Source organism: Pseudomonas putida W15Oct28 (assembly GCF_000708715.2).
GTDB classification, from domain to species: Bacteria; Pseudomonadota; Gammaproteobacteria; order Pseudomonadales; family Pseudomonadaceae; genus Aquipseudomonas; species Aquipseudomonas putida_R.
On sequence record NZ_JENB01000045.1, the window covers coordinates 69,550 to 95,676 of the forward strand.

Here is a 26,127-nt window from a genome sequence, read left to right on the forward strand (position 1 = left end):
GTGGGAGCGGGCGTGCCCGCGAAGAGGCCCTGTCAGGCCACTGGAGATGTGGCGACCATCGACGGCCGCTTGGCCACCTCGGCGTACCACGCCGCCAACCCAGGCTGGCGCTCACGCCAGCCAAATTCGGGCTGACGCAAATCCAGATACCCCAGCGCACAGGCCACGCCAATCGCCGCCAGGTCGAAGCCGGACATCAGCTCGGGCAGGTGCTCCTGCTCCAGGTTGGCCAGGCTGCGGCGGATCTTGTCGCCCTGCGCCTGCAACCAGCCGTCCCAGCGCTTGTCTTCTGGCCGCAGGAAGCTCTCGTAGCGCGACGACACCGCCGCATCCATGATTGCATCGGCCTGCGACACCAGTGTCAGGCGCCGCCAGCGTGCCGAGCCTTCGCGGGGCAGTAGCGGCAGGCCGACGTGTTGCTGGTCGAGGTATTCGCAGATCACCCGGCTGTCATGCAGCACGGTGCCGTCGTCCAGGCGCAGGGCCGGGATCTTGCCGATCGGGTTGTCCTGGTTGAGCTGCGGGTCGCCGCTCACCGGGCTGATGTTGACCGGTTGCAGCGTCACGCGCTCAAGCTGGGCGGTTTCGTGCAGCACCACCATGACCTTGCGCACGAAAGGCGACAATGGCGAGTGGAACAGGGTCATCGTGGCCATGGTTCAGTTGCCCTGCAGGCTGGGTGGCAGGCATACACCGGTGCCGCCGATGCCGCAGTAGCCTTGCGGGTTCTTGGCCAGGTACTGCTGGTGGTAGGCCTCGGCGAAGTACACGGTCGGTGCCTGGTCGATTTCGGTGGTGATTTCACCGAAGCCGGCCTTGTTCAGTTCGGCCTGGAAGGCGTCGCGGCTGGCCTTGGCCTGCTCCAGCTGTTCAGGGCTGGTGCAGTAGATGGCCGAGCGGTACTGGGTGCCGACGTCGTTCCCCTGGCGCATGCCCTGGGTCGGGTTGTGCAGTTCCCAGAACATCGCCAGCAGCTCGCGGTAGCTGACCTTGTCCTTGTCGAACACTACCAGCACTACTTCGGTGTGGCCGGTCAGGCCCGAGCAGACTTCTTCGTAGGTAGGGTGGGGGGTGATGCCGCCGGCGTAGCCGACCACGGTGCTGACCACACCTTCACGCTGCCAGAAGCGCCGCTCCGCGCCCCAGAAGCAACCCAGGCCGAAGATGGCGAAGTCGATGGCGCCTTCGAAGAAGGGGCCCAGCAGCGGGGTGCCTTCGAACACGTAGTGGAATTCGGGCAGGCTCATTGGCGTTTCGCGGCCAGGCAGGGCCTGTTCCGCGGTTGGCAGGACGTTTTTGTTCACCAGGATTTCCGAACGCAGGACCATGGCCGTTCCTCTGTGTTTATTCAGTTGGATAGGTGTTGGGGCATTCGCGGGCATGCCCGCTCCCACAGGATCACCACAGGGTTTTAATGCTGTGATGGGCTCATGGGAGCCACGGGATTGTCACAGGATCTGAATGTTACAGAATACCTGTGGGAGCGGGCGTGCCCGCGAAAGGGCCCGAATGGTTTCCATAGTGCCCGAGGTCAGGCCACTGGTCCACGCGGATAGCGCTTCAGCCGCTCAGCCAGCTCGCGCCCCGGAATCGGCCGGTCGAACAGGTAGCCCTGCCCAACGTCGCAGCGGTGTCGGCGCAGGAACGCCAGCTGCTCCGGGGTCTCGATACCCTCGGCCACGACCTTGAGCTTGAGGTTGTGGGCCATGGCCACCACCGCCGAGGTGATCTCCATGTCGTCCTGGTTGTCGGGGATTTCGTTGATGAAGCTGCGGTCGATCTTGAGGATGTCGATCGGAAACTTCTTCAGGTAGCTGAGCGACGAATAACCGGTGCCAAAGTCGTCCATGGCCAGGGTCAGGCCCAGGGCCTTCAGCTCGTCCAGCTGGCGGTGGGTGTCTTCGCTGGCTTCCAGCAGCAGGCCTTCGGTCAGCTCCAGCTCCAGCAAGTGCGGGGGCAGGGCTTCTTCCTTGAGGATGCTGCTGATCGACGCCACCAGGTCCGGGTCGGAGAACTGCTTGGGCGACAGGTTGATGGCCACGTGCAGGTTGCCCAGGCCGGCCTCGCGCAGTTCCTGGCTCATGCGGCACGACTGGCGTACCACCCACTTGCCGATGGGGATGATCAGGCCGGTTTCTTCTGCCACGCTGATGAACTGGTCCGGGCGGATCATGCCGCGCTCGGGGTGGTTCCAGCGCAGCAATGCTTCCAGCCCCAGCAGGCGGCCGCTGCGCAGGCAGATCTTGGGCTGGTAGAACACTTCCAGCTCGTTCTGGGTCAGGGCGCGGCGCAGGTTGTTCTCGACGAACAGCTTGTAGCTGGCCTCGGCGTTGAGCACCTCGGTAAACACCTGTACCTGGTGCTTGCCGTTGGCCTTGGCCTTGTGCAGCGCAAGGCCTGCGTTTTTCATCAGGCTGGCCGGGTCGGTGCCATGCAGCGGCGCGCAGGCCAGGCCTACCGAGGCGGTGACATTGATCAGCTGGTTGTCGACGAACATCGGTTTGTCGAGGGTGCGCAGCAATTGCTGGGCAACCCCTTGGCCCTCTTCAAGGCCGGTTTCGTCCAGCAGCACGGCAAACTCGTTGCTGGCGAAGCGCGCCAGGATGCCGCCGGTGTGCAGGCTGTTGCGCAGGCGCCGGGCCAGGCTGATCAGCAGCTTGTCGCCGGTCTGGTGGCCGAGGCTGTCGTTGATGCGTTTGAAGTTGTCGATGTCCACCAGCAGCAGGCACATCGAGCCTTCGCCATCACGGGCGAAGCGCTCGTCCAGGCTGCGGATGAACGCCGGGCGGTTGCCCAGGTTGGTCAGGTTGTCGGTGTAGGCCAGCCGCTCGATGCGCTGCTGGGCCAGCTTGGTCTGGGTGACGTCTTCGTAGATGCCGATGTAATGGGTCAGCTCACGGTTGTCGCCGTACACCTTGGAAATCGACAGCTGGCCCCAGTAGGGCTCCAGGTTCTTGCGCCGGCTCTTGAACTCGCCCTGCCAGCTATTGCCCATGGCCAGGCTGGAGGGCGAGTCGAACAGCAGTTCGCTCAGGTTTTCCAGTGCCGGCAGCTCGCCCAGCTGGCGGCCCTGCACTTCGTCGGTGCTGTACTGGGTGATGGCGGTGAAGCTTGGGTTGACGTACTCCACCCGGCCATCACGGTTTACCAGCAGGAAGGCACTGGCGCTTTGCTCCACCGCACGCTGGAACAGGTGCAGTGCGCTGGCCGCAGCGCGCCGGTTGTGGTTGGTGATGACCTGGGCGAACTGGTCGGCCAGCTCGCCGGCAAAGGCGATCTCGTCCGATTGCCAGGCCCGTGGCTGGCCGCTCTGCTCCAGGCACAGCACGCCGACCACCTGGCCATCGACGCGGATACTGGCATCGAGCATGGCCTTGTTTTCCGGGCGCAGGCTTTGTGTCAGGGCGCGGGTGCGCGGGTCGTGGCCGGCGTTGTGGGCGTCGATGGCGCGGCTGGCGTGCAGCGCCTCCAGGTAGTCGGGGAAGCGGCTGGCATCGATGGCCTCGGGCTGGCGATGCTCCTGCGCGTCGCGGTACCAGGCGGTGATCGGTTCCAGGCGCTGGTCGTCCAGGTGCCAGATGCTGGCGCTGTCGACCTTGTAGATTTCGCAGGCGCTCTGGGTGATCAGCTGGGCGGCTTCCAGCAGGGAGTTCTCGGCGCTGTAGCGCTGGCGGGCCAGGCGCAGGATCAGGTCCTGCTGACCGCGTACCCGCTCCAGGTGTTCCAGTTGTTCCTGCTGGGCGCGCTGGTTCAGTTGCAGGGCCAGTTGCAGGCGGTTGTTGCGCGACTCCAGGTCGCTGGCACTCTCGCCTGCGTCGTCGGGCTGGTCGTCGAGCACGCTCAGGTAACCGCGCAACAGCTGGCGGTTGTGCTGCTTGTAGGCTTCACCGGTTTCCAGCAAGCGCAGCGAGGTGACTGGCGTGTGCAGGGAGTAGCGCACGCGGTAGTAGCCGCGCTGGGCCAGTTGCCGCTGGATCTCGTCGTGCAGCCGGTAGCGGGCCTCGGGCTCCATCAGGCTGGCGTAGGGCGCGTCCACCAGGGCACACAGGTCGGCGGCGTGCAGGCCAAACTGGCGCTCGCAGGCCGGGTCCAGGTAGAGCATGGACCAGGTGGCTTCGTTGAGCCTTTCGAAACGCAGCATACCGAGCCGCGAGGGCACGGGTAACGGCGTGACGACCTCGGCCGCCACACGGCTGGCGGCATCGGGTTGGCTTTTCATCGAAGACTCGCTTGAAGAGGGAACGCAGCCTGGCGGCGACGGTGGATCTGGCAAGGTTGCATCATGTCCCGAGGGCTGGCAAGCGGCCATGCGTGATGCTGTGGAAGGGTTATCGGCTGTTTGGCTGGAATCTGTAGTTCGGCAGGGGAATTTGGGGCCGCTTTGCGGCCCATTCGCGACGCAAGGCCGCTCCCACAGGCGATCGCGGTACCCTGTGGGAGCGGCCTTGTGTCGCGATGGAGGGCGAAGCCCTCCCAAGATATCCAGACAAAAAAAGCCCCGCCAATTGACGGGGTTGAGGTACGAGCGTGGCAGCTCGAAAAGGGTACTGCCCCTCGCAAGGAGGGGCAGCGGGCTGCTTTACAGCAGCATGGTGCGGATATCGCCCAGCACGTCGCCCAGGCGCTTGGTGAAGCGCGCGGCGGCAGCGCCGTTGATCACACGGTGATCGTAGGACAGCGACAGCGGCAGCATCAGCTTCGGCTGGAAGGCCTTGCCATCCCACACGGGCTGCATGGTCGCCTTGGAGACGCCCAGGATAGCCACTTCCGGCGCGTTGACGATCGGCGTGAAGCCGGTGCCGCCAATGTGGCCGAGGCTGGAGATGGTGAAGCAGGCACCTTGCATGTCGTCGGCCGACAGCTTTTTGGTGCGCGCCTTCTCGGCCAGTGCAGCGGCTTCGGCAGCCAGTTGCAGCAGGCTCTTCTGGTCGACGTTCTTGATCACAGGGACCAGCAGGCCGTCCGGGGTGTCCACGGCGAAGCCGATGTTCACGTACTTCTTGCGGATGATGGCCTTGCCGCTTGGCGCCAGCGAGCTGTTGAAGTCCGGCATTTCCTTGAGCAGGAAGGCGCTGGCCTTGAGCAGCAGTGGCAGCACGGTCAGCTTCACGCCGGCTTTCTCGGCCACGGCCTTCTGCGCAACGCGGAAGGCTTCCAGCTCGGTGATGTCGGCGGAGTCGAACTGGGTCACGTGTGGCACGTTCAGCCAGCTGCGGTGCAGGTTGGCGGCACCGACCTGCATCAGGCGGGTCAGGGCCACTTCTTCCACTTCACCGAACTTGCTGAAGTCCACTACCGGGATCGGCGGGATGCCAGCGCCACCGGTTGCACCGGCGGCTGCCGGAGCTTCCTTGGCCTTTTGCATCATCGCCTTGACGTAAACCTGCACGTCTTCCTTCAGGATGCGGCCGTGCGGGCCGGTGGCAGCGACAGCGCCCAGCTCGACACCGAATTCACGGGCCAGCTGACGAACGGCCGGGCCTGCGTGAACCTTGGCGTTGTTGCCTGCAGCCGGTGCGGTAGCAGCCGGAGCAGGGGCAGCAGCCGGGGCGGCAGCGGCAGGTGCGGCTGCCGGGGCAGCTTCAGCCTTGGCCGGTGCAGCAGCGGCCGGAGCCGGAGCAGCAGCCGGGGCAGCGCCCGCCACTTTCAGCTTGAAGATCAGGTCGCCAGTGCCGACTTCGTCTTCCAGCTTGCACAGTACTTCTTCGACCACGCCAGCGGATGGCGACGGGATCTCCATGGAAGCCTTGTCGGACTCCAGGGTGATCAGCGACTGGTCGGCTTCGACGGTGTCGCCGACCTTGACCAGCACTTCGATGATCTTGGCCTTGCCCGACGAGCCGATGTCCGGCACGTGGATGTCCTGCACGCTGGCAGCAGCCGGGGCTGCGGCAGGCGCAGGCGCGGCTTCGGCGGCAGGCGCTGGAGCAGCTGCCGGGGCAGCGGCCGCGGCCGGAGCCTCAGGCGCCGCAGCAGCGGCACCCTCGACTTCCAGCACCAGCAGCTCGTCGCCTTCTTTCAGGCGGTCGCCCAGCTTGACCTTCAGTTCCTTGACGATACCGGCCTTGGGGGCCGGGATCTCCATGGAGGCCTTGTCGGACTCCAGGGTCAGCAGGCTCTGGTCAGCCTCGATACGGTCACCGACCTTGACGAACAGCTCGATGATTTCACCTTCACCGCTGCCGATGTCAGGTACGCGAATGAGTTCGCTCACTTAAAAATACTCCTCAGCAGTCCAGTGGGTTGCGCTTGTCCGGGTCGATACCGAACTTGACGATGGCGTCAGCCACAACCTTGGGTTCGATCTCGCCACGGTCAGCCAGGGCTTCCAGGGCAGCCAGTACCACGAAGTGGCGGTCGACTTCAAAGAAGTGACGCAGCTTCTTGCGGCTGTCGCTGCGACCGTAACCGTCGGTACCCAGGACTTTGAACTCTTTGCTCGGCACCCACTGGCGAATCTGCTCGGCGAACAGCTTCATGTAGTCGGTAGAGGCGATGACCGGGCCCTTGCGGCCGGCCAGGCATTCTTCGACGTAAGTCTGCTGTGGCTTCTGGCCAGGCTTCAGGCGGTTGGCGCGCTCAACGGCCAGGCCGTCGCGACGCAGTTCGTTGAAGCTGGTGACGCTCCACACGTCGGCACCGACGTTGAACTCTTCACGCAAGATCTTCGCGGCTTCGCGGACTTCGCGCAGGATGGTGCCGGAGCCCATCAGCTGTACGTGGTGCGCGGCTTCGCGGGTGTCTTCTTCCAGCAGGTACATGCCCTTGATGATGCCTTCCTCGACACCGGCCGGCATGGCTGGCTGCTGGTAGGATTCGTTCATCACGGTGATGTAGTAGAAGATGTCCTGTTGCTCTTCGGTCATCTTCTTCATGCCGTCCTGGATGATCACCGCCAGCTCGTAGCCGTAGGTAGGATCGAAGGTGCGGCAGTTCGGGATGGTGCCCGCCATCAGGTGGCTGTGACCGTCTTCGTGCTGCAGGCCTTCACCGTTCAGGGTGGTACGGCCGGCGGTACCGCCGATCAGGAAGCCACGGGTGCGGCTGTCGCCAGCGGCCCAGGCCAGGTCGCCAATGCGCTGGAAGCCGAACATCGAGTAGAAGATGTAGAACGGCAGCATCGGCTGGTTGTGGCAGCTGTACGAGGTACCGGCAGCGATGAACGACGACATGGCGCCGGCTTCGTTGATGCCTTCCTCGAGGATCTGGCCCTTCTTGTCTTCGCGGTAGAACATCACCTGGTCTTTATCGACTGGCTCGTAGAGCTGGCCGACCGACGAGTAGATGCCCAGCTGGCGGAACATGCCTTCCATACCGAAGGTACGGGCTTCGTCCGGGATGATCGGAACGATGCGCTGGCCGATTTCCTTGTCCTTGACCAGCTGCGCCAGAATACGCACGAAGGCCATGGTGGTGGAGATTTCGCGGTCGCCCGAGCCGTCCAGGATCGCTTTCAGCGTTTCCAGGGATGGGGTCGGTACGCTGAAGCTCTTGGCACGGCGCTGAGGTACGAAGCCACCCAGGGCTGCGCGGCGCTCGGCCAGGTACTTGGCTTCGGCAGAACCTTCTTCCGGCTTGAAGAACGGCAGGTTCTCCAGGTCGGCATCCTTGACCGGGATGTCGAAGCGGTCACGGAAGTGACGCAGGCTGTCGACGTCGACCTTCTTGGTGTTGTGCGCGGTGTTCTTGGCTTCGCCAGCACCGGTGCCGTAACCCTTGATGGTCTTGGCCAGGATGACGGTAGGCTGCTCTTTGTGGTTCACAGCCTGGTGGTACGCCGCGTAGACCTTGTACGGGTCGTGGCCGCCACGGTTGAGCTTCCAGATCTCGTCGTCGGACAGGTCTTCGACCATGGCCTTGAGTTCTGGAGTGTTGAAGAAGTTCTCACGAACGTACGCGCCGTCTTTGGCTTTGTAGTTCTGGTACTCGCCGTCGATGACTTCGTCCATGCGGCGCTGCAGGGCACCGTTGGTGTCCTTGGCCAGCAGTGGGTCCCAGAAACGGCCCCAGACCACTTTGTTGACGTTCCAGCCACCGCCACGGAACACGCCTTCGAGTTCCTGGATGATCTTGCCGTTGCCGCGAACCGGGCCGTCGAGGCGCTGCAGGTTGCAGTTGATGACGAAGATCAGGTTGTCCAGCTTCTCGCGGCCGGCCAGGGCGATTGCGCCCAGGGATTCCGGCTCGTCGCACTCGCCGTCGCCCATGAAGCACCAGACCTTCTGCTTGCCGGCCGGGATGAAGCCACGGGCTTCCAGGTACTTCATGAAGCGGGCCTGGTAGATAGCCTGGATCGGGCCCAGACCCATCGATACGGTCGGGAACTGCCAGAAGTCAGGCATCAACCATGGGTGCGGGTACGAAGACAGGCCTTTGCCGTCCACTTCCTGACGGAAGTTGTTCATCTGGTCTTCGTTGATGCGGCCTTCCATGAAGGCGCGAGCGTAGACGCCCGGCGAAGCGTGGCCCTGGAAGAAGATCAGGTCGCCACCGTGTTCTTCGGTCGGGGCCTGGAAGAAGTAGTTGAAGCCGATGTCGTACAGGGTGGCGCTGGAGGCGAAGCTGGAGATGTGTCCGCCCAGGTCCGAGTCTTTCAGGTTGGTGCGCATGACCATGGCCAGGGCGTTCCAACGCACCATCGAGCGAATGCGGCGTTCCATGAACAGGTCGCCAGGCATGCGTGCTTCGTGGGTGACAGGGATGGTGTTGCGGTATGGCGTGGTGATCGCATACGGCAGCTGGGAGCCACTGCGGGTGGCCAGCTCGCCCATACGGGTCATCAGGTAATGAGCGCGGTCTTCGCCTTCTTTGTCGAGGACCGACTCCAGGGCATCCAGCCATTCCTGGGTTTCGATTGGATCGAGGTCTTGCATGGCTTGCTCCAGGGCGGAAAGGCAACCAGAATCGATTGCCTGAAGTTGCGACTGGCCTTATGGGCAGACGTCGTGAATTCTTGGATTACCGGGGTGTCTTCCGGCGCCGTGTAGTTTTACTACATTTGCTTGCGCATTTCATGCTTTTACACGACATGAGTAGTAGTAAAACTACATTTCTGCGACGTTTGGTCGCACCTTGGCTTGTGAGGAAAAACGTTCATGGTGGTTGGCATTGTGACGCGAACGGGTGCTTCTTGATGTTTGTTGCCAAGTTTTCGTTTTTTTCAGCTATTTCCAACTTTTGTATGACAGTCCAACCGTGGTCCGGCTTCCCCTTGGCCGCTTTTTCCCTTCTATTTCACGCCGATCAAGGATAGACCATGCGCCTGCCTTTGCCGTCCGATCTGCCCGCCACCCTCCAGCCGCTGGTCGCTCGCAACCAGCAATTCCTCAGCGATGCAGTGGCCACTCACGCCGAACTCGACCTGAATGCCTGGAGCCCGGTGCACCGGCAACAATTCGACCAGGTTGCTGCAGCCAGCGACTTTGTTCTGGGCCTGGCCCAGCGTGAGCCGGCCATGCTGTTCGACCTGCTGGCCAGCGGCGAGTTGGAGCGGCGTTATGCGCCGGGCGAGCTGCGTGGGCAAATTGCTGCGGCCGCCCAGGCGGCGCAGAGCGACGACGAGCTGGCGCGTAACCTGCGCCGCGCGCGCAACCGCCAGCAGCTGCGCATCATCTGGCGCGACATCACCCGTCAGGCGGAGCTTGGCGAAACCTGCCGCGACCTGTCGGACCTTGCCGATGCCGCCATCGACGAAGCCTACCAATGGTTGTACCCGCGCCATTGCCAGCAGTTCGGCACGCCCATCGGCAACCGCAGCGGCCAGCCGCAGCACATGGTGGTGCTGGGCATGGGCAAGCTGGGGGCGGTGGAGCTGAACCTGTCCTCGGACATCGACCTGATCTTCGGCTTCCCCGAGGGTGGCGAAACCGAAGGGGTGAAGCGCTCGCTGGAAAACCAGGAGTTCTTCACCCGCCTTGGCCAGCGCCTGATCAAGGCGCTGGACCCGGTCACCGTCGACGGCTTCGTGTTCCGCGTCGACATGCGCCTGCGCCCTTATGGCTCGGCCGGCGCACTGGTGCTCAGCTTCAATGCCCTGGAGCAGTACTACCAGGACCAGGGCCGCGACTGGGAACGCTACGCCATGATCAAGGCGCGGGTGGTGGCTGGCGACCAGGCCGCCGGGGCGCAGTTGCAGGAGGTGCTGCGGCCGTTCGTGTACCGCCGTTACCTGGACTTTTCTGCGATCGAAGCGCTGCGCACCATGAAGCAGCTGATCCAGCAGGAAGTGCGGCGCAAGGGCATGGCCGACAACATCAAGCTGGGTGCCGGTGGCATCCGCGAGGTGGAGTTCATCGCCCAGGCGTTCCAGCTGATCCACGGCGGGCGCGACCTCAGCCTGCAGCAGCGGCCGTTGCTGAAGGTGCTGGCAACCCTCGAGGGCCAGGGTTATCTGCCGCCAGCGGTGGTCGCCGAGCTGCGCGAGGGCTATGAGTTCCTGCGCTACACCGAGCACGCCATTCAGGCCATCGCCGACCGCCAGACGCAAATGCTGCCGGAAAGCGAGACCGACCAGGCGCGGGTGGCCTATATGCTTGGCTTTGCCGATTGGCAGAGCTTCCACGACCAGTTGATGTACTGGCGTGGCCGTATCGACTGGCACTTCCGCCAGGTGATCGCTGACCCGGATGACGAAGACGGTGAGGGCGAACTGGTGGTGGGCGGCGAATGGTCGCCGCTGTGGGAGCAGGCGCAGGACGAGGAAGCCGCTGGCCGGCAGCTGGAAGAGGCCGGTTTCAAGCAGCCCGTCGAAGCCCTGCGACGGCTGGCCGGGTTGCGCTCCAGCCCACAGCTGCGCTCGATGCAGCGTATCGGCCGTGAGCGCCTGGATGCTTTCATCCCGCGGCTGCTGGCCCAGGCGGTGGAGCATGACAACCCTGACCTGGTACTTGAGCGTGTGTTGCCGCTGGTCGAGGCCGTGGCGCGGCGTTCTGCCTATCTGGTACTGCTGACCGAAAACCCGGGCGCCCTGCGCCGTCTGCTGACGTTGTGCGCCGCCAGCCCGTGGATTGCCGAGCAGATTGCGCTGTACCCGCTGTTGCTCGACGAACTGCTCAATGAAGGCCGCTTGTTCAGCCCGCCACTGGCCCCAGAGCTGGCCAGCGAGTTGCGCGAACGCCTGACGCGCATTCCCGAGGACGACCTGGAGCAGCAGATGGAAGCGCTGCGCCACTTCAAGCTGGCCCACAGCCTGCGTGTGGCCGCATCGGAAATCAGCGGCAACCTGCCGTTGATGAAGGTCAGCGACTACCTGACCTGGCTGGCTGAAGCCATCCTCGACCAGGTGCTGGCCCTGGCCTGGCGCCAGACCGTGGCCCGCCACGGCCAGCCCAAGCGCAGTGACGGCAGCCTGTGCGACCCAGGGTTCATCATCATTGGTTACGGCAAGGTCGGCGGCCTGGAGCTGGGCCATGGCTCGGACCTGGACCTGGTGTTCATCCACGACGGCGACCCGCACGCGGAAACCGACGGCAGCAAGCCCATCGACAGTGCGCAGTTCTTCACCCGCCTGGGCCAGCGCATCATTCACTTGCTGACCGCCCAGACCAACTCGGGCCAGCTGTATGACGTGGACATGCGCCTGCGCCCGTCGGGTGCTTCCGGGTTGCTGGTCAGTTCGCTGGGCGCATTCGAGCGCTACCAGCAGAACGAAGCCTGGACCTGGGAGCATCAGGCCCTGGTGCGGGCCCGCGTGCTGGTGGGTTGCAAGCAGGTGGGCACGGCGTTCGAAGGCGTGCGCGCCAAGGTGCTGGGCCAGGCACGTGACCTGGAAAAACTGCGCACCGAAGTGAGTGAAATGCGCGCCAAGATGCGCGGCAACCTCGGTACCAAGGCCACGGCTGCCGGTACTGCGGCCAACGCCTTCGAGGCCGGTGTGCCGTTCGATATCAAGCAGGATGCCGGCGGTATCGTCGATATCGAATTTATGGTGCAATACGCCGCTTTGGCCTGGTCTCACGACCATCCGGCCATACTCCGATGGACCGATAACATCCGCATTCTGGAAGAGCTGGAGCAGGCGAGCCTGATGCCGGCCAGTGACGCGGTGCTGTTGCGTGAAGTGTACAAGGCGTTCCGCTCGGCCTCGCACCGCCAGGCCCTGCAGAAACAGGCCGGGGTGATCGATGCGACACAGTTTGCCGATGAACGCCGTGAAGTGCGGCGGATCTGGGGTGAATTGGGTTTGACTTGAGATTGCTGGGGCCGCTTTGCGGCCCATTCGCAGCACAAGGCTGCTCCTACAAGGGATCGCGTTCCCCTGTAGGAGCAGCCTTGTGCTGCGAATGGGCTGCAAAGCAGCCCCAAAGGCTCATGCCTCACCACCGGTGGTACACTGTCCGCCACATAGCCTGAATATAAAGAGGGGAGGCCAGGCTGTACCGCAGCCTGTAGCCTCCCCGAGCGTTTCTGGACTAAGCATGAGAATACTGATCATTGGCCCCAGCTGGGTCGGCGACATGGTGATGGCGCAAACCCTGTTCCAGTGCCTGAAACAGCAGCACCCCGACTGCGTGATCGACGTGCTGGCGCCCGAGTGGAGCCGGCCGATCCTGGAGCGTATGCCCGAGGTACGCCAGGCCTTGAGCTTCCCGCTCGGCCACGGCGCACTGGAGCTGGCTACGCGTCGGCGCATCGGCAAATCCCTGGTCGGCCAGTACGACCAGGCCATCCTCCTGCCCAACTCGCTGAAGTCGGCCTTGGTGCCGTTCTTCGCTGGCATCCCCAAGCGTACCGGCTGGCGCGGCGAACTGCGCTTCGGCCTGCTGAACGATGTGCGCAAGCTGGACAAAGCCCGCTACCCGCTGATGATCGAGCGCTTCATGGCCCTGGCCTACGCGCCCGGCACCGAGCTGCCGCAGCCGTACCCGCGCCCCAGCCTGCAGATCGAAGCGCAAAGCCGCGATGCTGCACTGGCCAAGTTCGGCCTGGAGCTGGACCGCCCGGTGCTGGCGCTGTGCCCTGGCGCCGAGTTCGGGGAGGCCAAGCGTTGGCCGGTCGAGCATTACGCTGCCGTGGCCGATGCGATGATCCGCCAGGGCTGGCAGGTGTGGCTGTTCGGCTCGAAGAACGATCACCCGGTCGGTGAGCAGATCCGCGACCGGCTGATCCCGGGTTTCCGTGAAGAATCGTCCAACCTGGCCGGTGAAACCTCGCTGGCCGAGGCCATCGACCTGATGTCCTGTGCCCATGCCGTGGTGTCCAACGACTCCGGCCTGATGCACGTGGCCGCCGCGCTGAACCGCCCGCTGGTGGCGGTGTACGGCTCGACGTCGCCCGGCTTTACCCCGCCGTTGGCCGACCAGGTGGAGGTGGTGCGTACCGGTATCGAGTGCAGCCCATGCTTCGACCGTACCTGCCGCTTCGGCCACTACAATTGCCTGCGCCTGCTGGAACCGGGCAAGGTCATCGCCGCCCTGCACAGCTTGAGCGGGCCGGACCTGATCGATACCGTGGCCGAGGTCGACTAAGTGCGGGTACTGATCATCAAGACCTCGTCGCTGGGTGATGTGATCCACACCCTGCCGGCGCTCACCGATGCCGCCCATGCCATCCCGGGCATCCGTTTCGACTGGGTGGTGGAGGAAGGCTTCGCCGAAATCCCCAGCTGGCACCCTGCGGTCGACCAGGTTATCCCGGTGGCCATCCGCCGCTGGCGCAAGAACCTTTGGCAAACCCTCAAGAGCGGCGAGTGGAAGGCGTTCAAGCAGCGTGTGCGCGAGCGCAAGTACGACCTGGTGATTGACGCCCAGGGCCTGGTCAAGTCGGCTTGGCTGACCCGCTACGTGAAGGCCCCGGTCGCCGGCCTGGACCGCTTCTCGGCCCGCGAAGGCTGGGCCAGCCGCTTCTATGACCGGCGCCTGTCGGTTGCCACCGGCCAGCACGCGGTGGAGCGGGTGCGCCAGCTGTTCGCCATGGCCCTGGCCTACGACTTGCCAGAAGGCATTGGCGACTACGGGCTGGACCTGGAGCGCCTGCAGTTGCCGCCCGCCGCGCCTTACGTGGTGTTTCTGCATGGCACCACCTGGGCGACCAAGCACTGGCCTGAAGCCTACTGGCGCGAGCTGGCCGAGCGCATGGGCCGGCGCAAGCTGGAAGTGCGCCTGCCCTGGGGCAACCCGGCCGAGAAGGCGCGGGCCGAGCGCATTGCACAGGGCTTGAACAACTGCCAGGTGCTCCCCAAATTGAACCTTGCCGGCGTTGCGCGTGTATTGGCGGCGGCAAAGGCCTGTGTGGCGGTCGATACCGGCCTTGGCCACCTGGCAGCGGCACTTGATGTGCCGACCATTTCGCTGTTCGGCCCGACCAACCCGGGCCTGACTGGCGCCTACGGACGGACCCAGATTCACCAGGCCAGTGACTGGCCTTGCGCTCCCTGCCTGCAGAAGAAGTGCACCTACAAACCGAGCGCCGACGACCTGCGCCGGTTCGATCTGAAACGCGAGTGGCCGCTGTGCTTCACTCGCCTGAATCCCGAGCATGTGGCGGGCCGCTTGAGCGCGTTGCTGCTGGCTGAGGATGTCCGTTGATGCAACTGGCTTTCGTGCTTTACAAATATTTCCCCTTCGGCGGGCTGCAGCGCGATTTCATGCGCATTGCCCTGGAATGCCAGAAGCGGGGCCACCAGATTCGTGTGTACACGCTGATCTGGGAGGGTGACATTCCGCCTGGCTTCGAAGTGCTGGTGGCGCCTGTGAAGGCGATTTTCAACCACCGTCGCAACGAGAAACTCAGCGCCTGGATGGCCGCCGACCTGGCCAAGCGCCCGGTCGACCGCCTGATCGGCTTCAACAAGATGCCGGGGCTGGACGTGTACTACGCCGCCGACGGCTGCTTCGAAGACAAGGCGCAGACCCTGCGCGGCGGCTTGTACCGCCGCTGGGGCCGCTACCGGCACTTTGCCGAGTACGAGCGTGCGGTGTTCGCCAAGGACGCCCACACCGAAGTGCTGATGATTTCCGAGGTGCAGCAGCCGCTGTTCATCAAGCATTACGGCACCCCGGTGGAACGCTTCCACCTGCTGCCGCCGGGCATTTCCCAGGATCGCCGTGCGCCGGCCAATGCCGCCGAGATCCGCGCCGAGTTCCGCAAGGAATTCAACCTGAGCGATGACGACCTGTTGCTGGTACAGATTGGCTCGGGCTTCAAGACCAAAGGTGTGGACCGCAGCCTCAAGGCGCTGGCCGCGCTGCCGTCGGCCTTGCGCAAACGCACGAAGCTGATGGTGATCGGCCAGGACGACCCCAAGGTGTTCCAGTTGCAGAGCGCCACCCTCGGCCTGGGTGACCAGGTGCAGTTCCTCAAGGGCCGCAGCGACATCCCGCGCTTCCTGCTGGGTGCCGACCTGCTGATTCACCCGGCGTACAACGAGAACACCGGCACCGTGCTGCTTGAAGCGCTGGTGGCTGGCCTGCCGGTGCTGGTATCCAAGGTGTGCGGTTACGCCCACTACATTGCCGAGGCCGACTGCGGCCTGGTGCTGGACGAGCCATTCGAACAGGACCAGCTCAACGGCTACCTGCAACGCATGCTCGAAGACCCGCAGGCGCGTGCCAGCTGGTCGCGCAACGGCCTGGCGTTTGCTGAAACCGCCGACCTGTACAGCATGCCGCAGCATGCCGCCGATGTGATCCTGGGGCAGGAGCCTGCATGAAGCTGATACTGGCCGAACCGTTCAAGCGCCTGTGGGCTGGGCGCGATGCCTTCGATGCCGTAGAAGCGCTGCAAGGCGAGGTGTATCGCGAGCTGGAAGGGCGTCGCACGCTGCGTACCGTGGTGGAAGGCGAGGGTTTCTTCGTCAAGATCCACCGCGGTATCGGTTGGGGCGAGGTTTTCAAGAACCTGTTCACCGCCAAGCTGCCGGTGCTCGGTGCCGGCCAGGAATGGCGGGCCATCCAGCGTCTGCACGAAGTGGGTGTGCCGACCATGACCGCAGTTGCCTATGGCGAGCGTGGCAGTAACCCGGCCACGCAGCACTCGTTCATCATCACCGAAGAGCTGGCGCCGACCATCAGCCTGGAAGACTTCAGTATCGACTGGGTCAGGCAGCCGCCCGAGCCGCGCCTGAAGCGTGCGCTGATCGCCGAAGTGGCGAAGATGACCGGCGGCATGCACCGCGCCGGGGTCAACCACCGCGACTGCTACATCTGCCATTTCCTGCTGCACACCGACCGCCCGGTGACGGCAGATGACTTCAGGCTGTCGGTCATCGACCTGCACCGCGCCCAGACCCGGGCGACAATCAGCCGCCGCTGGCGTGACAAGGACCTGGCCGCGCTGTACTTCTCGGCGCTGGACATCGGCCTGACCCAGCGCGACAAGCTGCGCTTTTTGCGGGGTTACTTCCAGCGCCCGCTGCGGCAAGTCCTCAAGGACGAAGCGCAGCTGCTCGCCTGGCTGGAGCGCAAGGCGCAGAAACTCTACGACCGCAAGCAACGCTATGGGGATGCGCTCTGATGGCGGGCTGGACACTGGCGCCAGGTTACGAACACCTGGCGGCGGACTTCGGCAGCCTTGATGCGGTCTTCGCCCTGCAAGGCGAACGCCTGACCCGCGACCCGCTCAGCGAGGTGGTGCGCATCGAGCGTGATGGGGTCAACTACTACGTCAAGCGCTACACCGGGGCCGGCAAGCACATGCGCCGCTACCTGGGCCGGCCGCGCATCAAGGCCGAATGGCAGAACCTCAAGCAGTTCGCCAAGTGGGGCATCCCTACCGCCGAAGTGGTGGCCTGGGGCCTGGAGCGCAAGGGCCTGGCCTTTGGTCGCGGTGCCATGATCACCCGCGAGCTGCCGAACACCGAAGACTTGTCGGCGCTGGCCGAGCGCAACGATGCACGCCTGGCCGACCGGGCCTGGGTCGACCACCTCAGCCGTCAGCTGGCGCACCATACCCGGGTCATGCACGAGCACCGCTTTGCGCACAATGACCTGAAGTGGCGCAACCTGCTGGTCGACGACCAGGGCACGCTATTCTTCATCGACTGCCCCACCGGCGACTTCTGGCGCGGCTTCATGTGGCGGCACCGGATGATCAAGGACCTGGCGTGCCTGGACAAAGTGGCCAAATACCACCTGTCGGCCACCCAGCGCCTGCGTTTCTATCTGCAATACCGTGGCCGCGACCGGCTGAATGAGCGCGACAAGAAGCGCATTCGCCAGGTGTTGGGCTTTTTCGAGGGAAGGGAATGACCGATTACCTGGCCAGCGCGGACCTCGCGCTGCTCAAACGCCATGGCCTGGACGACTTCGAGGCGCTGTGGGCACTGCAACTTGAGGCGGTGGATGAACCCAACACCGGCCGTGGCGGCTGGAGCAGCGTGTTCCGCCTGGAACTCGAGGGCAAGGGCTACTACCTCAAGCGCCAGAGCGACTACCTGACCCGCACCTTGCACCGGCCGTTTGGCGAGCCCACCTTCGCCCGCGAATTTCGCAACATCAGCCGCTACCAGAAGCGGCACATTCCGGCCTTGCAGGCGGTGTTCTATGGCGAGCGCAAGGAGGGCGGCAAGCACCGGGCCATCCTGATGACCCGCGCGCTGGACGAGTGGGCCGACCTCGACAGCCTGCTGGCCCAGTGGCCACAGCTGGGCGATGCCGAACGCAATGGCATCCTGCAGGCGTGCGGCCAGCTGGCGCGCACCCTGCACAGCGCCGGCCAGGTGCATGGCTGCTTCTACCCCAAGCACATTTTCCTGCGCCAGCGCCGTGAAGGCTGGGACGCGCAACTGATCGACCTGGAAAAGACCCGGCCATTGCTGTTCGGCATGCGCGACCGCCTCAAGGACCTGGAGCCGCTGCTGCGCCGCGCCCCGGCCTGGAGCGAGGCCGATGTGCGCACCATGCTGGCGACCTACCTGGCGCAGCCGGCTGACAGCACGCTGGTCAACACCTGGTTGCAACGCCTGACGCAACGCCGTCGTGAAAAAGAGGCCCGCTGATGCGTTTGTCTGAACTGAAGGATGCCGGGCGCAGCCCGACGTTGCCCCTGAGCATCACCCTGGCGGATGCCGCCGGCAGCGCCGAGCTGCAACTGCTCAGCCTGCTGCGCGTGTTGCCGGGCCAGCGCTATGTTGGCGCCGGCGTGTGGCGGGGTACCCCGGTGCTGGCCAAGCTGCTGGTGGGCGGTAACGCCGCCCGGCATTTCCAGCGCGAACTGCAAGGTGTGAAGCTGCTGGCCGAGCAAGGCCTGACCACGCCAAAACTGTTGGCCGACGGCCTCAAGGAAGGCGAGGGCGGCTGGCTGCTGTTCGAATTCCTCGACGGCGCCGAAAGCCTGGCCGATGCCTGGGCGGCGGTGGAAAACCTGCCGGTGCTGGCTGACGAACAACACCTGGTGCTGGGCGAAGCGCTGACTGCGGTCGCACACATGCACGCCCAGGGCCTTTGGCAGGAAGACCTGCATCTGGACAACCTGCTGCGCCACGGCGGCAAGCTGTACCTGATCGACGGCGCCGGCATCAAGGCCGAGACGCCCGGCCAACAGCTGTCACGCCCGCGTGTGCTGGAAAACCTCGGGGTGTTCTTCGCCCAGTTGCCAAAGCGGCTGGAGCCGTTCATCGAAGAATTGCTGGTGCATTACCTGCTGGCCAATGCCGAGCACGCACTGCCGCTGGAAGCCTTGCAGAAGCAGGTGGACAAGGTGCGCAACTGGCGGCAAAAGGACTACCTGGAAAAGGCCGGGCGCGAATGCAGCCTGTTCAGCGTGCAGCGCAGCCTCTCGGGCTTGCAGGCGATCCGCCGCAGCGAAGTCGACGCCATGCAGCCGCTGCTGGAGCAGGCCGATGCGCTGATCGACAAGGGCCACCTGTACAAGACCGGTGGCGCCGCCAGTGTGGCGCGCATCGAGGTGAACGGTCGCCAGCTGGTGCTCAAGCGCTACAACATCAAGAACACCGCGCACTGGTTCAAGCGCTTCTGGCGCCCGAGCCGTGCCTGGCATTCGTGGATCGAAGGCCACCGCCTGGAGTTTCTCGACATCGCCACGCCCAAGCCATTGGCGGTGCTGGAGCAACGGGTGATGGGGCTGCGCAGCCGTGCCTACCTGGTGACCGAGTACGTCGATGGCCCGGACCTGACCGCGTGCTTCGCGCCCTTCGTCGAAAACGGCGATGCGCCCGAGGCGCAGGTGGATGCCCTGGTGCATGTGATGCAACAGCTGATTCGCGAACGCATCAGCCATGGCGACTTCAAGGGCCACAACCTGTTCTGGGACAATGGCCAGTGGTCGCTGATCGACCTCGACGCCATGTGCCAGCACGCTACCCAGCTCAGCTTTGCCCCGGCCTACGCCCGTGACCGGGCGCGGCTGTTGCGCAACTGGCCGAGTGGCAGTGCCTTGCACCAGCGGCTGGACCGGTTATTGCCGAAGCTGGGCGACTAGGGCGCCCGGTTCGGGCATTTAGCGGGCCGGCTGTGGCTGATCTGGCAATGCCAGCCAGTCGCTGCTGCGCCCGGCTTGGCGAACGCGTATCAGCCACTGGCTGTTCTCGTGGCGCAGCACCGCCCATGGCACCACACCAGCGTTGCTGGCAACCGCAATCTGCAAGTGATAACGGTCCGGCAGCAAGTGGCCGCGCACAGGTAACTGGCCGCCCTTGAGCGCCAGGTACAGCTGATCGTCAGCCTGGTAGAGCCCCTGTTCGATGTTCAGCGGCGTGCCCGTCAGGGGCGCTTGCAGGTAGCAGTCCTGCAGCAACTGCGTCAGGTCGGGCAGCCCGTCGTACCAATGCACCGGTGAGTCGATTACCCATTGCCCGTCTGCTTTGCGCTTGATCGGCTGCTGCAGGTAGGCATCCGGCTGATCAGGGTCAATGGCCCGCCAGCGGTAGCCGTCGAAGCTGACCTGGTAGTAGCGGTTGTCGTTGTCCTTGACGAAGTACAGCGACAGCCCGCCAAAAGCCATGGTCTGTTCGTACACCCCTTCACCGTAGATCCCGTCTATGCGATAGCGCAGGTTGCTGCTGTCCGGTTGTGCCTGGAAGCGCGCGGGCAACGGCAATGGCGGCTGCTTGGGCATGCCACGCAACGAGCGTCGCAGCAGGCCGGAGCCTACATAACTGATCGCTGCATCATTGAGGTAGCTGAGAGCGTTGTAGGCGTGTCGCATCACCCCTTCGGCATCGTCCTGCCTGAAGGCCTCGGCGCCGTCCCAGATGTCGATGGCCATGCGGCCGATCGACAATGCCATCAGGGCATGGTTGGGCAGCAGCAGGCTGATGAAGTCCACCAGGCGCCAGCTTAGCGCGATGACAGACTGCGCGTTCACTTCCTGGGTGGTCATGCTGTCGGCATCCGCCTGGGCGATCAGCGCCTGGGCCTCGGCCAGGTAGTAGACGAAGAACAGGTCGTCGTCGACCGCAGGGGTTTGCACATGTGTGCCCAGGCGCCCCTTGTCCAGCAGGCGCTGTACCGTGGCAGCGGGAAGCAATGGCAGGCGCTGCGCCACGTACGCTTTCAACCCGGGCCGCTGGCGCAAGGTGCGAAGCAGCTCGCGGGTGGTGCGAAAGCGGCGCCAGGCCCTGCGGTCCGGGGCGTCCGGGGTATACAACACGCATGCCTGGGACTTGTAGGGGGTGCTATTGAGCAGCAGCACGCCCTGCAGGGTATGGCCCATGATGTTCAATTGCCGAACCGTGACCGGGCAGCCCGCTACCGGGGCACGCAAGGCATTGTGCGGCTGGTCCAGCACTGCGCACACCCAGTTGTAGCCATGCTCGAAAGGGTCATCGCCGAAGTGCCCGGCATGGCGCGCCTTGACGGCTTCTGCACGCATGCGCGCCAGGTTTACCCGGCTGTGTGCGGCCTGGCGCCACTTGCCGGCTCTGGAGCTGATGAGCTGGGTATGCAGGTACTTTGCGTAGCTGTCGCCCACGTTCAGTTCGCGGATCATGCTTTTCACATAGTGCGCCGTGAGCCCGGCTGGCATCGCACTCCCCTGGGCATGGACCACGCGCGCGGTAAGCCAGTAGTCGGTGTCGAACCATGGCAGGTTCTTCAGCGCCAGTTGCTCGAGCGTGTTGCGTTCCTCAACCATTTCCACCATCTCATTGCCCACGCGCTGCATGCCGGTATAGGTGACATAGGAGGAGGTGGCGAAGGGATGCATGACAGCGCCGGTACGCCGGGCGCGGACGATACTGACTTCAATGTCGCGAGGGTCTGCGTGGTAGTACAGGTCATGGCTCAGGCGTTCGCGCAGGCGGGCATTGGCCCAGGCCAGCAGGCTGTGGCGTTGCTTGAAATCGTTCAGGCTCAGCACCCCGGGGGCAGCAGCCCGTTCGGCGGTTGCCACCAGCTCCTGCATGGTCTGCATGATATGGCTCAAGCCTTGCGCGGAGGTATTGCGCAGCCAGTTTGGCAGGTTCTTTTCCAGCAACTGCGAGTAGCGTGTTTGCAGAACAGGTTTGGCGCCGACTTCGTGGAGAAGCGCCATGGCCTTGTTCAATCGGGTGTGCTGGTCGGTTGTATCGATGCCCCATAAAGCGGGTTCACTCAACCGCTGGCGCTGGGCTTCGATCACCCAGTCAACCTGAGCCTCCAGCAGGCTGTCGGCATACCAGTCATAGCGCAGGCGTTGTGACCGGCGGGAGCGGTCTGCCTGTTCATCAAGGTACAGGTGCAGCAGTGGCCTGCTCTGGAGAGGGTCTTCCAGGCGTTCGCAGAGCTCTTTGTGCAGTGCGGCAAGGGAATCGAAGGCCTCGATACCCTGTGACAGGCTGCACAGCAAGGCGCTGCCAGCGGAGTCATCAGCGGTGAGCATACGGCCCTCGGCGGTACTGGCAACGATGACCAGTGTGCCTGGCAGGTAACTGCGCCAGTTGGGCCGACTGTCTTCCAGCAGGATGCGGTAGACCTGTGGCCGTTCGGCCAGGGGCAAGTGCCGGCGTTGGGAGGGCAGCGGCTGCTCCAGGCAGGCCCGCAACTGCAGGGCCTGCCCGTTGCCCAAGGTCTGGTCGGCCAGGCGCAACTCGATCTCGGTCAGCATCAACGCCTTGCGCAGTGTCAGCAGCTGCTGCCTGGGTGTGTTGCCTTGCTCATCGGCCGTGGTCCAGAAACTGGCCAGCTCGCCGTGCAGCCAGGTGCGGGTGGCGGGGGTGATGGGCTGTTTGACGTCGAGGGTCGGGAGGCCGGCAAGCAGGTCAGCGATCTGTTGGTCGATCTGTTCCAGCTGTTCGAGGGGGCGCATGGGGCTGATCCTTGGTTGAGGAAAACCCCATGCTTGGCAATACCCGCGGCTGCGGGGTGGTAGCGGGCTAGTTCCGCCGGCGCCAGAACAACCCGCGCAGGCTCAGCAAGGCCGGAAGGCCCAGGCCGGCCCAGGCCAGCACGTCCCAGCCACCGTCACCGAGCAGCGCGGCGAACAGGCCCAGGAAGCCCAGCAGGGCAATCAGCGCTGGCCAGGCGAAGAGGCGCGCAGTGGATTGCGACTTGTGGCTCATGCGCGCGCCTCCCTGGGTTTGCGCTGCTTGCCCCACCACAGGTACAGGCCGCTGCCGAGCACGATGATGGTCAGCACGTCCAGTACGGCCCAGAGGATCTGCATCGGCCGCCCGCCGTAGTCGCCAAAATGCAGCGGCTGCGACAGGCCCATCGCGTCCATGTACCAGGGGCGGTGGCCTACCGCTGTCACTGCCAGGGTGCGGGCGTCGATCAGCACCGGCGTGAACAGGTGCGACGTCAGATGGGTGGAGCCGTTCATGAACACCGCGTAGTGGTGCTCGCTGGAAAAGCGCGTACCGGGGAAGGCGATGAAGTCCGGGCGCATGCCGGGGGCGGCCTGTTCGGCAATGTCCAGCAGGCGCGTGGCTGGCGCGCGCTCGGTGAGCGGCGGGGCATCGCGGTAGGGCGCGACCATGGTTGCCAGGCTGTCATTGCGCCAGGCGGCGATGACCAGGTCGGACAGGGCGCTGATCACACCGGTCACGCCCACCGTCAACGCCCACGCCAGGGTAACCACGCCGAGCAGGTTGTGCAGGTCGAGCCAGCGCAGGCGGCGGGACTTTTCGTGGCGCACGGTGCCGAAGTCCAGGCGGCGCATGAATGGCGCGTAGAGCACGGTGCCGGAGACAATCGCGACGATGAACAGCACGCCCATGAAGGCCAGCAGCAGCTTGCCGGGCAGGCCGGCGAACATGTCCACGTGCAGGCGCAGCATGATCATCATGAAGCCGCCATTGGCAGCCGGCATGGCCACTGCTTCGCCGGTGCGGGCGTCGAGCATGAAGGTGTGCGACAGGTTGGGGTCGGTGCCAGCGGTGGCGGCGGTGATGGCTACAACGCCGTTGGGTTCGTCTTCTTCGTAGCCGAAGTACTGCACCACCTCGCCGGGGCGGTGTTGTTCGGCTTTCAGTACAAGTTGCTGCAGGTCGAGGTGCGGGGTGCCTGCCGGCATTTCGCGCAGTTCGGGGGCGTCGCCGAGCAGGTGTTCGAGTTCGTGGTGGAAGATCAGCGGCAGGCCGGTGAGTGCCAGCAACAACAGGAACAGGGTACAGACCAGGCTGCTCCAGGTGTGGACCACGGACCAGCGGCGGATGGTTAGGCTTTTCATCACGGTACCGATTTTTGTCTGTTGGAACCTGGGGCTGCCTTGCAGCCCATTCGCAGCACAAGGCTGCTCCTACAGGGGTATGCGATCCCTTGTAGGAGCAGCCTTGTGCTGCGAACGGGCCGCAAAGCGGCCCCCAGCTCACTCAGAACTTGTAAGTGGCGCTGGCGACTACGCTGCGTTCATCGCCGTAGTAGCAGTAGTACGAGTCACAGGTAGAGAGGTAGTCCTTGTTCAGCAGGTTGGTGGCATTGACCGCCACCGACGCGCCCTTCAGGCTGCTGTTCAGGCGACCCAGGTCGTAATGCACCGACGCATCGAACACGGTGTAGGCCTTGGCCTTGCCCAGGTAGGTATTGCCCTGGTCACCGTAGGTATTGCCGGTGTAGCGCGCGCCCAGGCCGATGCCGAAGCCGTCGAGCACGCCGGAGTGCCAGGTGTAGTCACTCCATACCGAGGCTTGCTGGTTAGGCATCAATTGCAGGCGGTTACCTTTGTAGATGCCGTCCTGCACTTCAGATTTGGCCAGGGTGTAAGCGGCAATCACTTTCAGGTTTTCGGTAACGTCGGAAACCGCTTCAAGCTCAAGGCCATGGACTTTCACTTCGCCGGTCTGGCTGGTGACGGTTACGCCGCCCACGTTGTTGGTGACCGAGACGTTTTTCTGGGTCAGGTCATACACGGCTGCCGACAGCAGGGTGTTGGAGCCCGGTGGCTGGTACTTGACGCCCAACTCCCACTGCTGGCCTTCGGTCGGCTTGAACGACTCGGTCGCAGAAGCGCTGGCATTGCTGGCAGGCTGGAACGACTCGGCATACGAGAGGTACGGCACGAAGCCCGAATCGAACACGTAGCTGATGGCCGCGTTGCCGCTGAACTTCTTGTCGCGCTGGGTATTGGTGGCATCACCCTGGTTGAGATACTTGGTGCCGGTGTGTACCCAGTCCTCACGACCGCCCAAGGTCAGGCGCCAGTTGCCGAGCGCCATCTGGTCCTGGACATACAGGCCGGTCTGGCGGGATTTCTGGTTGTAGTCGTAGAACGCCGTGGAGCGGTCCGGGCGGGTGATCGGCACCCCGTAGACCGGGTTGTTGACGTTGCTGTCCGGCACGTTGAAGCCGAAGATCGACAGGTAGTTGGTGTTGATGCGCTGATGGTCCAGGCCGAGCAGCAGCGTGTGGCTGATGTCGCCGGTGGCGAAATCGGCCTGGAAGTTGTTGTCCACGGCGAACTGGCTGATGTCTTCGTCCGTGTTGGTGGACATGCGGCTTACAGTGCCATCGTCTTTCACCGGGCCACCGGGCTGGTAGTAGCTGCCTGGCGTGATGGTCTGGAACGCTAGGTCTGTCTTGGTGTAACGCAGGTTCTGACGGAACTGCCACACGTCGTTGATGCGGTGCTCGAAGGCGTAGCCCAGCGCGTAGTAGGTACGGTCGTAGAATTCGTAATCCGGGTCCCCCAGGTTCTTGTGGTGCGAGATCTTGCCGAACGGCATGTCGATCTTGGTGCCCTGGATGGGGCGGAACTGGCTGGTGGCGCCGGTATCGTCGCGGGTGAACTGGGTGAGGAAGGTCAGCGTGGTGTCTTCGTCGATGTTCCAGGTCAGGCTCGGGGCGATGTTGTAGCGCTTGTCGTCGATGTGGTCGATCTGCGTGCCGCCGTCGCGGATCACACCGCTGACGCCGTAAAGGAAGCGGCCTTCATCGTCGATCTTGCCAGTGCTGGCAAAGTTGATCTGGCGGTGGTTGTTGCTGCCGTACTGCACTTCAATCTCGTGCCCGCTTTCGGCTTGTGGGCGGCGGCTGACCATGTCCAGCAGGCCGCCGGGTGGGGTTTGGCCATAGATCGAGGAGGCCGGGCCACGCAGCAGGGCGAGGCGGTCGAGGTTCCAGGTTTCTGCCTTAGGGTTGGCGTACACGCCGCGTGGCAGCGGCAGGCCATCGAGGAACTGGGTGGGCTCGAAGCCGCGCACGCGCATCCAGTCATACCGCGTGTCGCTGCCGAAGCTGGCCGACACGATGCCCGGCATGTAGCGCACGGCGTCATCCAGGCTGTGCACGCCGCGGTCTTTCATCTGCTCGCGGGTGGCGATGGAAATGGAGCGTGGGACTTCGACCAGCGCGGTATCGGTCTTGGTGCCCGCAGCCGTGCGCTTGGCCACATAACCTTCAACCGGGCCCCAGGCGCTTTCGCTGGCGCTGGCGGCATCGATGGTGGTTACCGGCAACGCGAGGCTGCCATCCGGTACGGCCACCAGGCTATAGCTACCGGCGCTGCTTTGCTGCAACTGCAGGCCAGTGCCGCGCAGGGCCGCTTGCAGGGCGCCGAGGCCGTCGTACTGGCCGCTTACCGGGGCCGAGGTGCGGCCGTTGACCAGTGCCGGGTCGATGGCCAGGGCAATGCCGGCCTGGCTGGCGATCTGGTTAAGGGTGGTGGCTAGCGGCGCGCTGGGCAGGTTGTAGGCGCGCGGCGTGGATTGCTCGGCGGCGAACAAGGCAGGGCTGGTCAGCGGGGCAGCCAGGCCGATGGCCAGGGCCATCAGGCTGGGGCGCAGGATACGATCAACGGCACGGGACATGCGGCGGT

Annotated in this window: 17 protein-coding genes; 8 read left to right on the plus strand and 9 right to left on the minus strand. The window is 64.3% G+C overall.

The window, feature by feature from the left end; all coding sequences use genetic code 11:
- Positions 1 to 32: 32 nt before the first annotated feature.
- From AK81_RS23270 to aceE, 5 genes are all read right to left on the minus strand, one after another.
- Positions 33 to 656 carry a glutathione S-transferase gene (locus AK81_RS23270; RefSeq protein ID WP_043202910.1) on the minus strand — a complete coding sequence of 208 codons (624 nt, stop codon included), beginning with the start codon at positions 654 to 656 and terminating at the stop codon, positions 33 to 35.
- A gap of 3 nt (positions 657 to 659) precedes the next feature.
- A complete protein-coding gene (gene msrA / locus AK81_RS23275; protein ID WP_043202912.1) occupies positions 660 to 1,328 on the minus strand; it encodes a peptide-methionine (S)-S-oxide reductase MsrA in 669 nt (222 codons plus the stop codon).
- 203 nt (positions 1,329 to 1,531) lie between these two features.
- The gene (locus AK81_RS23280; protein WP_043202914.1) at positions 1,532 to 4,219 is read right to left on the minus strand and encodes a putative bifunctional diguanylate cyclase/phosphodiesterase; all 2,688 of its coding nucleotides are present in this window, start codon (positions 4,217 to 4,219) and stop codon (positions 1,532 to 1,534) included.
- 360 nt (positions 4,220 to 4,579) lie between these two features.
- On the minus strand, positions 4,580 to 6,214 hold the full coding sequence (gene aceF, locus AK81_RS23285; protein ID WP_043202916.1) for a dihydrolipoyllysine-residue acetyltransferase: 1,635 nt from the start codon (positions 6,212 to 6,214) through the stop codon (positions 4,580 to 4,582).
- 13 nt (positions 6,215 to 6,227) lie between these two features.
- A complete protein-coding gene (gene aceE, locus AK81_RS23290; RefSeq protein ID WP_043202917.1) occupies positions 6,228 to 8,873 on the minus strand; it encodes a pyruvate dehydrogenase (acetyl-transferring), homodimeric type in 2,646 nt (881 codons plus the stop codon).
- Positions 8,874 to 9,256: 383 nt separating this feature from the next.
- Between aceE and glnE the strand changes: the two genes are divergently transcribed.
- The 8 genes from glnE (at position 9,257) to AK81_RS23330 (ending at position 19,377) form a co-directional block, all read left to right on the plus strand.
- Positions 9,257 to 12,190 carry a bifunctional [glutamate--ammonia ligase]-adenylyl-L-tyrosine phosphorylase/[glutamate--ammonia-ligase] adenylyltransferase gene (gene glnE / locus AK81_RS23295; RefSeq protein ID WP_043202919.1) on the plus strand — a complete coding sequence of 978 codons (2,934 nt, stop codon included), beginning with the start codon at positions 9,257 to 9,259 and terminating at the stop codon, positions 12,188 to 12,190.
- Between the two features lie 226 nt (positions 12,191 to 12,416).
- Entirely contained in the window at positions 12,417 to 13,466 is a 1,050-nt protein-coding gene (waaF, locus tag AK81_RS23300; protein WP_043202920.1) for a lipopolysaccharide heptosyltransferase II, read from the plus strand.
- Positions 13,467 to 14,525, plus strand: a complete 1,059-nt coding sequence (gene waaC / locus AK81_RS23305; RefSeq protein ID WP_043202922.1) for a lipopolysaccharide heptosyltransferase I — start codon at positions 13,467 to 13,469, stop codon at positions 14,523 to 14,525.
- A complete protein-coding gene (locus AK81_RS23310) occupies positions 14,525 to 15,649 on the plus strand; it encodes a glycosyltransferase family 4 protein (protein WP_043202925.1) in 1,125 nt (374 codons plus the stop codon). The genes waaC and AK81_RS23310 overlap by 1 nt, the downstream gene beginning before the upstream one ends.
- On the plus strand, positions 15,646 to 16,452 hold the full coding sequence (gene rfaP, locus AK81_RS23315) for a lipopolysaccharide core heptose(I) kinase RfaP (RefSeq protein WP_043202927.1): 807 nt from the start codon (positions 15,646 to 15,648) through the stop codon (positions 16,450 to 16,452). Before AK81_RS23310 ends, rfaP begins: the two co-directional genes overlap by 4 nt.
- A complete protein-coding gene (locus AK81_RS23320; RefSeq protein WP_043202929.1) occupies positions 16,452 to 17,186 on the plus strand; it encodes a lipopolysaccharide kinase InaA family protein in 735 nt (244 codons plus the stop codon). Before rfaP ends, AK81_RS23320 begins: the two co-directional genes overlap by 1 nt.
- Complete coding sequence (locus AK81_RS23325; RefSeq protein WP_043202930.1) at positions 17,183 to 17,935, plus strand: lipopolysaccharide kinase InaA family protein; 753 nt, start codon at positions 17,183 to 17,185, stop codon at positions 17,933 to 17,935. The genes AK81_RS23320 and AK81_RS23325 overlap by 4 nt, the downstream gene beginning before the upstream one ends.
- Positions 17,935 to 19,377, plus strand: coding sequence for a lipopolysaccharide kinase InaA family protein (locus AK81_RS23330; RefSeq protein WP_043202931.1), 1,443 nt, complete (start codon positions 17,935 to 17,937; stop codon positions 19,375 to 19,377). Before AK81_RS23325 ends, AK81_RS23330 begins: the two co-directional genes overlap by 1 nt.
- A gap of 18 nt (positions 19,378 to 19,395) precedes the next feature.
- On the opposite strand, the gene AK81_RS23335 is transcribed toward AK81_RS23330, so the two are convergent.
- From AK81_RS23335 to AK81_RS23350, 4 genes are all read right to left on the minus strand, one after another.
- Positions 19,396 to 22,182 carry a dermonecrotic toxin domain-containing protein gene (locus tag AK81_RS23335; RefSeq protein ID WP_043202932.1) on the minus strand — a complete coding sequence of 929 codons (2,787 nt, stop codon included), beginning with the start codon at positions 22,180 to 22,182 and terminating at the stop codon, positions 19,396 to 19,398.
- 67 nt (positions 22,183 to 22,249) lie between these two features.
- Positions 22,250 to 22,435 (minus strand): hypothetical protein, encoded by a 186-nt coding sequence (locus AK81_RS23340; protein WP_043202933.1) that lies wholly within the window; start codon positions 22,433 to 22,435, stop codon positions 22,250 to 22,252.
- Positions 22,432 to 23,544, minus strand: a complete 1,113-nt coding sequence (locus AK81_RS23345; RefSeq protein ID WP_043202934.1) for a PepSY-associated TM helix domain-containing protein — start codon at positions 23,542 to 23,544, stop codon at positions 22,432 to 22,434. Before AK81_RS23345 ends, AK81_RS23340 begins: the two co-directional genes overlap by 4 nt.
- Positions 23,545 to 23,686: 142 nt before the next feature.
- Entirely contained in the window at positions 23,687 to 26,119 is a 2,433-nt protein-coding gene (locus AK81_RS23350) for a TonB-dependent siderophore receptor (protein ID WP_043202936.1), read from the minus strand.
- Positions 26,120 to 26,127: the final 8 nt, after the last annotated feature.